The 9,388-nt window shown below is 55.8% G+C and carries 6 protein-coding genes; 5 read left to right on the forward strand and 1 reads right to left on the reverse strand.

The window, feature by feature from the left end; all coding sequences use genetic code 11:
* Positions 1-25: 25 nt before the first annotated feature.
* The 3 genes from GEU84_RS17620 to GEU84_RS17630 all read left to right on the forward strand — a co-directional run bounded on the left by GEU84_RS17620 (position 26) and on the right by GEU84_RS17630 (position 4,145).
* Positions 26-2,818, forward strand: a complete 2,793-nt coding sequence (locus GEU84_RS17620; protein ID WP_174539962.1) for a hypothetical protein — start codon at positions 26-28, stop codon at positions 2,816-2,818.
* Between the two features lie 179 nt (positions 2,819-2,997).
* Positions 2,998-3,288 carry an Lrp/AsnC family transcriptional regulator gene (locus GEU84_RS17625; RefSeq protein WP_241427749.1) on the forward strand — a complete coding sequence of 97 codons (291 nt, stop codon included), beginning with the start codon at positions 2,998-3,000 and terminating at the stop codon, positions 3,286-3,288.
* 656 nt (positions 3,289-3,944) lie between these two features.
* Positions 3,945-4,145 carry a helix-turn-helix transcriptional regulator gene (locus GEU84_RS17630; protein ID WP_152828378.1) on the forward strand — a complete coding sequence of 67 codons (201 nt, stop codon included), beginning with the start codon at positions 3,945-3,947 and terminating at the stop codon, positions 4,143-4,145.
* Between the two features lie 38 nt (positions 4,146-4,183).
* Here GEU84_RS17630 and GEU84_RS21490 read toward each other — a convergent pair whose 3' ends face one another.
* Entirely contained in the window at positions 4,184-7,573 is a 3,390-nt protein-coding gene (locus tag GEU84_RS21490) for a sacsin N-terminal ATP-binding-like domain-containing protein (protein ID WP_174539963.1), read from the reverse strand.
* Between the two features lie 137 nt (positions 7,574-7,710).
* Here GEU84_RS21490 and GEU84_RS17640 point away from each other — a divergent pair, with 137 nt between their 5' ends.
* Together GEU84_RS17640 and GEU84_RS17645 are read left to right on the forward strand one after the other, a co-directional pair.
* Entirely contained in the window at positions 7,711-7,929 is a 219-nt protein-coding gene (locus GEU84_RS17640; protein ID WP_152828379.1) for a helix-turn-helix domain-containing protein, read from the forward strand.
* Positions 7,926-9,269, forward strand: coding sequence for an ATP-dependent helicase (locus GEU84_RS17645; RefSeq protein WP_217438606.1), 1,344 nt, complete (start codon positions 7,926-7,928; stop codon positions 9,267-9,269). The genes GEU84_RS17640 and GEU84_RS17645 overlap by 4 nt, the downstream gene beginning before the upstream one ends.
* Positions 9,270-9,388 lie beyond the last annotated feature (119 nt).

The following is a 9,388-nucleotide window of genomic DNA, read 5'->3' on the forward strand; positions in this document are numbered from 1 at the left end:
TTCTGGGCGGGACCAAAAAACCAGTGTGACGCACCTTGCAAGCAACAGCCCCGACAGTGACAATTCCGTTGCGACGGTTCAGGTTAAAGGGAAAAAGCAGGTCATGACTGCCCATGCAGAACTGGTCCGACTGATCCAGGCAGCGCTCGGTACCCACAAGCCCGACGTGATCCGCGAAGGGACGGCGACCCATCGCGAAATTCTTCTCGAAGCGGGCGAAGAGCAGGATTGCCTGTATCTTGTCCTCGATATCGGGCAACCCGCCTTCGTCGAACTCGCCCTGCGCGACATGGACACGCCTGTGCCCTTGGTAGTCGAACGGCGAGCAAGCCCGTCGGTGATAGGGGCACGTGAATTCCTGTTGTGGCGGAGCGAAACCGCGCGACGCGTGGTCGATGGCATTCCGGTACAGTTGAGGGCAGAGATCATGGGCCAGGCTCGGGTCCTTGCGATCCCGTTCGAGGAACTTGAAGCCGCGATCATCGATGAGGCGCAACGCAGGGACGATCCGAACCGCGAGATCGAGATGCGGCTCATCGGGCTCGCATTGACAGAGGCCACCGAACTTCTGTCGCGGGCCCGCGCGGTACAGACGTCAGGATTGCAACTCCGGCTTGCGGATCGCCTTCACAGCTATGCGGCAACCGCGAGGGACGCGGCGGGAGGCCGGTCTGTCGTTGAAGTCGATGCGCGGGCTATGCGCGCTTACCTGCAGAAGGTCCTGCGAGAGGATGCCAGCGAGATATCGCGGACCTTGGTCGAGATGGAGAGGTCCGGGATACTGGAAACCGCACAATTCAGATCGCGCCGGGGCGAAGGCGTCGCTTGCAGTTCCGCGGTGTTGGTGGGGACGGACCTTGACTGGACGGCGACCGGCACCCAAACGCCAACCAGGACGCGCAGCCTCCAGGTTTACCGCGTTCTCGACTGGGCGAGGCTGGAACTGCTTGCCGACCTGTCACGGGGCCGGTCGATGGCGGATGTCGGCATGGCCCGCAGCCGGGTTCGAGATCTTATTGGTGCCGGGGAGCTTCAGGTTGCTCGAAACATCGGTCTTGAACTGATCAGGCATTTCCCGAAGGATCCACTTTTGTACTATCTTGCTGCGCTTGCCATGGCACGGATGGGGGCCACTACGGAAGCCCTTGAACTCTTGTCAACTATTCCAGGAACCGTGCTGGGAACACAAGTGACCGAGCGGGATTTCACGCAGTTTGAGTCCAACTTGACGCGTGATGAAGCCTTGGATGACAGCGGAACGCGACACTCAGACTGGAAACACCGGCAGCAACCCGGCGAACCGTCGTGCCGGGATCTGGTGCGCGATATCTTTGCCCTGTTCGCACGGCTCGAGAAAGACACATATGTGGCGGTATCGGCGCGCAGTCTCGAAGCCAAAGGTGCTGCGATCCGATCCCATAACATCTATCGCGCCCTGTCCGATTGGTTGCCCGACGATTACTATACTGCGGTCAATGCGGCAACGATGGCGCTGCTGGCAGGACAGAAAGATGCAGCACGATCTTATGCTGAAAGGGCGCTGAGATCAGCGGAAGCTGAAACGTCATTCTGGGCGATTGCCACACGCCTGGAGGCATTCGCCGTACTCGGTCATTGCGACGAAGCAATGACGGTGGCAAAAACTCTAATCGACCCAGTGAAGCGCACTTCGTTCCAGTTGGGCGAACTGGCATCCTTGCGCAGGCAATTGGACCTTTTGGCGCTCGTCAGACCCGGGATCGACCGGATACTCGGCACCTTGCCGAAAACGCCGGTTGCGGTGTTTACGGGGCACTTGATGCCGCTAGACATGCCGGCCGAAGTTGTTCGGAATCATGCAGCATCCCTGACTACCGCACTCGCTGCCGCAATAGGTCCTGAACCGGTTGCACACCTCTTTACCGGCCTTGCAAGAGGCTCTGATCTTTTGATCGTGCAGGCCGCTCGGAAACTCAACCCGTCAGTGGCGGTTCATGGTGTGCTCGCGTTCGAACCTGACGAGTTCATGCGCCAGTCTGTGAGCGAGGATTGTTTCGCTGGTTCTGGCCGCGATTGGGTGAAGGATTACTCGACAGAGTTGGGACGGCTTTCGTCCTTGCGGGTGATCTGGGGGGGCGCCATGTTGCGCGCCGACACGTGGTCGGCCCTTGTGGTTGCAAACTGGGTGATGGCGGGGCTGGGAAAGTTGTTCACTGACCGGTACGCCATCCGGGATTGTCACTTCCTTGCCGTAACGTCTGGAGGCGAAGCGGAGTTCGCCGAGGGAACTGTCGCAACGGTTCTTGATTGGGAGCGGAACGGCATCGCCGCAACCCTCATCGACTGTCCTTGGCGTGTGCCTGCGCCGGTTTCGCGGCTAGCCCGTAAACCGTTGCCTTGGGCTATACACGCTGTCGTCACAGATCTGTCGGGAGACGCTGGAAGCGACACTTTCCGTGAAATCCGCGCGCTTTCAGATTCAGGGTGCCGGCTTCTGCCGGTCGCTGGCGGATTTCACCTTGAATGGGCGCTCGGCAGCGACGCGCTGGATGCATTGGCAGCGATTGCAACGCGCACGGACCTTCGCTGTGTCGCCGATTATCTTTATGCACCGAACGGCGCTATCCGCCATGAAGACGCGGTCGATATTGGCGAGGCCCATTCAATTCCGGGAGGTAGGCTCCTACTCTCCGAACGACTTGCGGCAATTGTTCGCTTTCGTTTCGGGCTGCGGTATACTCTCATTCCGGCCGGTATCCGCGCGCGCAATCGAAAAGCCAAAGCTCTTGATCGCGCCATCGCGCCCTCCGTGATCATGTACAAGATGGTTCGAGCATAAAGAACAAGCATAAAGAAACGTGATGTCGTGGCGCTCCGGTGACAAACTTGGCCCATAGTGCCTCCTCCCATTCCTGAAAAAAGGATCGCACCATCAAACCTTGTGATCAAACAGCGACCCTACCGGTGTCGCAACTGGCCCAGCGGGTGGGTCCGTCGCAGACCCTCTGCTGGAATCGCATGCAAAAACTGGAGGCGGCCAGGGTGATCACCGGCCACGACGCCTTGGTGGACCCGGCGTCCATCGGCCTCGGCCTGACCGTCGTCGTCGAGATCGAGGCCGCCGGCCACACGCCCGAGTGGCGATCGGCCTTTGCTGCCGTTGTGTCGGATTATCCGGAGATCGTGGAAGTCCACTGTATGGCGGGCGAGGTCGATTACCTCATCAAGGTCGCGGTCAGCGGAATGGCCGCTTACGGTGCATTCTATCTCGACCTGACACAGCGCTTGCCCTGCCGGAATGTGGCGTAAAATTTTCGATGGAGCGCATAAGGGCCTCAACGCTACAGCCAATCCAGATTGACTGATCGGCAGCACTTTGGAATTGGTTTTAACTTCAGCTACTTGGCTGGAGACGGTTCGACGGCAGTCCCGTTCCCCCGCCGAATGGCCGCTTTAGGCGGCCAAGGACGAAACCCAAAGAAAGCCAAATGACCGCTCTCCGCCCTTCACGTCGGTCGTGCCTGCCTTTCTAAACGCCCGACACCACAGCACAGTCGATTGGCTTCTGATCATCTACTGTCAGTCAAGCGAATGAAGCGTCCAGTCGTATAGAAGCGCATCCAAGCGCAAACCAGATGGTGGGTTGGTAGGCGGGTGGCGCCAAAAATATCCAAACTTTATCAATTATTTCAACGGCATATGGCGGAGGGAAAGGCGCGTCCCGCGAAACGTCCAAGAATGGTTGGGCGGACTAGTTCATAAATGCACATAAGCCCATGAATTTGGGAGAAAAGTGTCCGGATGATCTGTGAAAACCTCCGTCATGCTCGTGACCGATACAAGCGCGATGCTCCCACCATGCGTGTTGGGATACCACGAACCGGCAACTAACTGACTTGAATACGAAATTTCCTCACGCCTTCGTTCCTTTGCGACCAAAGTGAGTTGCGCGAAAGGAGACGAACATGACCGGAGTTTGCCTGAACCAAATTGAACTGGCTGCACGTTGGAAGATCAGCCACCGAACCCTCGAACGGTGGCGTTGGGCGCAGGAAGGACCGAGGTATCTCAAGCTGGGCGGGCGTGTGGTCTACCGTTTGACGGATATCGAGGCCTTCGAGCGTGACGTGCAGAGCGAGTTGCGGGAAGGTGCACACAAGTCGTAGACTCTCAAAAATGGCGCTCGACTTGGCCATTCTGCTCGTCAAAGAGGCGGAACCGTCAAGGCGATCTTGCTCCAACCACGGTCGAACGTGAAAGTTCGGGAAACCCTTGCCGGGTTTTGAATTCGGAGCACGCGAGCCTTTGCCGGATCAGAAGCAAATTCAACGACGTAGAGCCAGAAACGATCGCCTTTCTCTTGTGCAAAGTCGAACTGCGTATGTGACAATCCCACAGGTCTATCATCTAGGCAGCCGGTCATGGCCTTCACTTCGACCCACCGCGTCCGATTGCCACTACTATCAGCCTCGAAGAGGTCAAAACCTGGGTTTCCCTCGGGCGTGCGATGTAACTTCGGTTCCAGTCCGATGATCAAATCGATGGCGTATCCCTCGATCCGCATCCTCTCGGCCTGATCAAGGCCGTCGGGATCCGGTACGTCATCATCCGGATGTGCGCCGACATAGGAAATGAACGCACGTCCACCTGCGTGACCTGCTGTTCTTCTTCCGTGACCGCCCCTGTTTCCACTTCCATTAACATCGGGCGCTTCGTTGCCACCTATGCCACCATTTACTCCTCCAGTGCCCTGACCACTGTCTCCAGGTTCTCCTGCCCCGGTTTTGCCTGCCCCGGTTCTGCCTGCCCCGGTTCTGCCTGCCCCGGTTCCGTTTGCCCCGGTTCCGTTTGCCCCGGTTCCGTTTGCCTCGGTGCTGCCTGCCCCGGTGCTGACTTGGCCTCTCTGTCCCGTTCCACTGCCAACTTCATCTCCACCGTCTGGATCAGGAGTGCCAGCGGGAATATCCGGCATATCGTCGCCGTACAGGTCCTTTGCCTCGTCGTAAACGTCGCCGTCACTTGGATTATCCACCTTTGGGTCGGGTGCTGGCGACGGCTCGGGTTCAGGTGGTGGGTTGGTGATGCCCAGTCGTGAAGTCAGGTCCGCCAGGTTGGTAATGCCAAGCTTGCGCAACAAATCGAGTGCCGCAGGATCGATTCCCGCCTCTCTGGCCAACTGATCAATGATTGGCGGCTTGAACGCAATCCTCGTCTGCAAGAAGGCATTTGGCTTCCAGCCGACTGCCTCAAACATTACGAGGCTCGGAGAAACCAATTCGCCATTTTCATTTGGAACCCAAGAAACTTGATTGAGCGCCCGGACAAAAGATGCGTCGAAGCGGACAGTCTTGGTCTCATGAGCGTACCCCCAACTATATGTCCCGTAAAACGCGGCGGTGCCGCGACCTTCCAAGTCGACCAGCGCCTCCCACAAAATTCTTGCTCTTGAAAAAGATTCCACGGCTTTCAGTTTGGGCAAAAGCTTAAGAAGCGGTGTCAGTCCGCGAAGGGTGAAGTCTTCTGGAGCATTATGCCAGCTCGCTCGTTCAAGGCCGGCCTCTTTACGGATTTGTGTTATTTCGGAGGGTTTGAGAGTCGTCTCAATAGGTTGCGATACGAGATATCGGCTCGCACCACATGACACCAACAAATCACGAATCTCTTCGCCGCGAAGGCAGTCGTATTTGTTGTCAACCAAAAAAACGCCTGGTACTCCCGCAAACAACTGCTGTAGCCGGTCGGTGGCAATGTAGGTGTCGCCCGGCTTTGCGATGTATGCTTTGCCATCGCCGGTGTCGGTGACCATTATAAAACTGGTTTCGCGCAATGCAGAACGTAGCTTGTCCCGCTGTGCAGTCGAGTCTACACCAAAAGCCACGCGAATACGTTCGATGTCAGCAGAGTAACTGTCGTGGTTAACTTCGACCTGCTTTTCCTGGTACTTCGGCAGTAGGTTCCAGATCACATCATCCACTGGATCTGGCTCAGTTATGCCCAGTGAGACCAAAAACTGGCGCACGTCGGGAGTAGCGCACACTGCTTCGCGCATAGTCTTGAAATTGGTTGCAATTGTGCTTGGCAGGAAGGCGTTTGGCTTTCCGGAAACCCCCTTTGCAACGACGTGAGTTCCATCTTCAAGACGAATAAGCGGCACAACATCGAGATTTTTGCGAAGGACCTTCTCCTGACCGCTTAAAAATTCGTAAAGTCGCAGTATCCAGCTATCTGACTGCGCCTCTAGAAAAGCCTTTGTGAGGCTTGGCAGCAGCTTGTCTGGCCTGATCTCGTCAATGTCGAGTTCACGCATAAGATACTGACGAATATCGTTTGCCTTGTCTTGGGTGATGTCACCCGAAAGCCAAGCGGCGCCTTCAACTTTGAACAGCGCCGCCACTTGTTGCTGGCCAATCAATTCACGAACATCTTGGGTACGTGCAAGCTTCGCGTGAGTCGAAGAAACGTAGGCACTTTCATTTGTTGGCAGAAGTGCTTCGCTCCGAAAAGCTTGTCGAACTGCATCGAACATCGGGAAAAACCGCGAGCCCTCAGGGAACTTCTGACGATCAATCGGCAGGCAGCGCATCACCGAGACATCAAGCAGTACCTCATCGCGCATCCAGCGCATCGCTTCGACCAGCAGGCTGGACGTTTCTAGGACCAAATGCTGGTTCCACGCGTCGCTAGACGGGATATTTTCTCGGCTGGGGGTGGTGCGATAGGGTCCTTGAACAAGAAAGCCAAGGTGGGTCTCGACCACTGTTGGGAAGAACACTACCAGAGGTGAGGTAGGTAACTGCCGTACCGACAATTGAGCGGGGTCTTTGTTAGGTTCGACGAGAGAAAATGCGATCTCTACACGCCCAACTTTCTTCTGTGTGTCAGTGAACACATCACGGTGGAACACCAGCCAGGTCTGGTCGACCTCTTCTTGCCCAGTCTCATATCCGATCACACTTACACGCCGAACATGAGGACCAAGCACATCCGGCGGATTTCGCAGATAGAACCCCGTTGCGCCGCCTTCGACGCTCCAGTTGATCTCTTCGATATTCCGCAGGAACAATAGCGCGCTAGGCCCCAGGCGCCGAAAACCTTCTGCAATGTCCTGTCCTGCGGTTAAGTCGCTAGCTCGAAAAGGCAGGATAATTTGCGTCTCATCCGGATGGCGCTGTGTTTTGGGCGCTCGAATGGGGAAGACATAGTCATCAATTGCGAAATCCTCGTCGCCCGAGTGAACCTCAGGTAGATCGGTAACGGTGTAGACGGACTTGAAACCCAATCCGAAGCGACCAATCGATGACTCGTTTTTTGTACTCTCGGCGATGTCGCAGACGCTGCGGACGTCAGCCTCGTCGAACGGTTTGCCGAAGTGGGACAGCGAAAGGCGCTGCGGCGACAGTGTGAAGGTTACTTTTCGCTGTCCCGTCCAGTCGTCTCGCCGACCGAGAGCATCTTCAGCGTTCTGCAACAACTCAAAGATGAAATGGGTTCGGTTGTCGTAAAGCCCTGCGGCAAGCCCACCAGACTTCTGTGCGCCTTCTGTGCCGTAGCGACGACGGTTCTCGTCGCAAATCGCCTCGTAGTTGGATGCCACTACTGTGCCTCACCTGTCGAGGGTTGACCCAAGGCAGGTCAGCCTAGTCGATCTGCCTTGCCAAGTTTGTACATTCTTGCCCTTTTGCGCTATCCTGCGCAAGGTTGCGCATAAGCGCTCGCCGTTGTGGGGTGCCCATGGCCAGTCAGGATGACGAAATACTCACGGTGGACGAGGTAGCGACCTTTCTGAAGGCCGGTAAGCGAACGGTTTACCGGCTTGCTGCAAACGGGACGATTCCAGCTTTCAAGCTGGGCGGGACATGGAGATTTCGAAGGACGGACTTGAATGTATGGATCCAGAGCCAGACAGTTTCTTTCAATCCAAATAGAGCAAAAGGCGCAATCGATCAATGAACGCTATTCTGCCGCTGGCTTCAAATGCAAACCCGCAACAGTTAGAAGCTATTAGGGCCACGACAGGGCCAGTCCTAATAATTGCTGGTCCCGGCTCAGGAAAGACGTTTACTCTGGTAGAGCGCATCGTCTACCTCATCAAAGGCGAAGGTGTTCGACCGGAATCTCTGTTCGTTGTTACATTCACCGACAAAGCAGCCCGCGAACTCACTACCCGAATTTCAAACCGGCTGAGCGAGCTAAACATTGAGTTCAACCTGAACGAAATGTACCTTGGCACGTTCCACTCGATATGCCTGAGGATCTTGGAAGACTACCGCGAATACACGCGTTTAAAACGTAGCTTTACTCTATTTGATCAATTCGATCAGCAGTACTTTCTCTACCAGCGGATAAAGGAATTTCGTGGAATCCCAAACGCCCAGCTTGTCATGGGAGATGACCAAACTGGGCGCTGGGTCCAGTCGGAAGAGCTTCTCAAGTGGTTGAACAAGGTTAGTGAAGAAGCGCTTGATCCAGCCATCTTGGAGAACGCACCAGACTTAGCAATTCGTGCGCTTTGTGCCTGCTTCAACAAATATCAAGAATTACTTCTTGAAAACAACTGCTTAGACTTCTCCGGAATTCAGTATGAGGCGCTTAGGTTACTTGAAAGTCACCCTGACGTTCTAGCTAGCCTCTGTGGCAAGTTGTCCCACCTGATGGTCGACGAATACCAAGACACCAATACGATCCAAGAACGGATTCTCCTATTACTTGCGGGCGAACACCAAAACCTTTGTGTCGTTGGCGATGATGACCAAGGTCTTTACCGGTTTCGTGGAGCTACGATTCGCAACATTCTCGAGTTTCCAAAGTTGTTTGCGGAGGGAGAGTGCAAACAGGTTTCGCTGACGGTCAACTACCGCTCCCACCCAGATATCATTCGCCTCTATAACGAATGGATGGCCAGTCAGAACTGGTCGGAGGGGGACCGCAGCTTCCGCTTCGCAAAGGAAATCATCCCGCGTGACGCTGAATTTCCGCAAGTTCCGACTGCTGTCAGGCTCGCAGCCAGAGACGAGCCAGATCAATCTGGGAACTGGCATGCCGAGGTCTTGGCCTTTCTGCATGGGCTCCGCGACAACGGAAAGCTGACTGACTGGAACCAGGTCGCCTTCCTATTTCGGTCCGTGAAGAACGACCGTGTGGTAGCCTTGGCACGCTCGCTGGAAAGCCAAGGTATCCCAGTCTACTCCCCGCGCTCCAACATGTTTTTCGAGCGTGAAGAAATCCGTTTGATGATCGGCGCGCTGATCTTCCTGTTCCCGCAGTTTCCGAAAGTGCGTCAATGGGCTTAGGCTGTGTGGAAACTCCTGCACCAACCGCCACCAGCGATGTGAGGGGTTCGCAGCAGGTCTTTTTGCCTGCTTGGGTTCATGCTACCCGCCAGTGGCTCTCATATCAGGCCCGTGAGGGC

The organism is Fertoeibacter niger, from assembly GCF_009380135.2.
GTDB lineage: Bacteria > Pseudomonadota > Alphaproteobacteria > Rhodobacterales > Rhodobacteraceae > Fertoeibacter > Fertoeibacter niger.

What these genes read in the sequence shown, in the direction of transcription:
- GEU84_RS17625 (WP_241427749.1), top strand. Translation starts at nt 2,998, where the DNA reads ATGCAAAAACTGGAGGCGGCCAGGGTGATCACCGGCCACGACGCCTTG.
- GEU84_RS17630 (WP_152828378.1), top strand. Translation starts at nt 3,945, where the DNA reads ATGACCGGAGTTTGCCTGAACCAAATTGAACTGGCTGCACGTTGGAAG.
- GEU84_RS17640 (WP_152828379.1), top strand. Translation starts at nt 7,711, where the DNA reads ATGGCCAGTCAGGATGACGAAATACTCACGGTGGACGAGGTAGCGACC.
- GEU84_RS17645 (WP_217438606.1), top strand. Translation starts at nt 7,926, where the DNA reads ATGAACGCTATTCTGCCGCTGGCTTCAAATGCAAACCCGCAACAGTTA.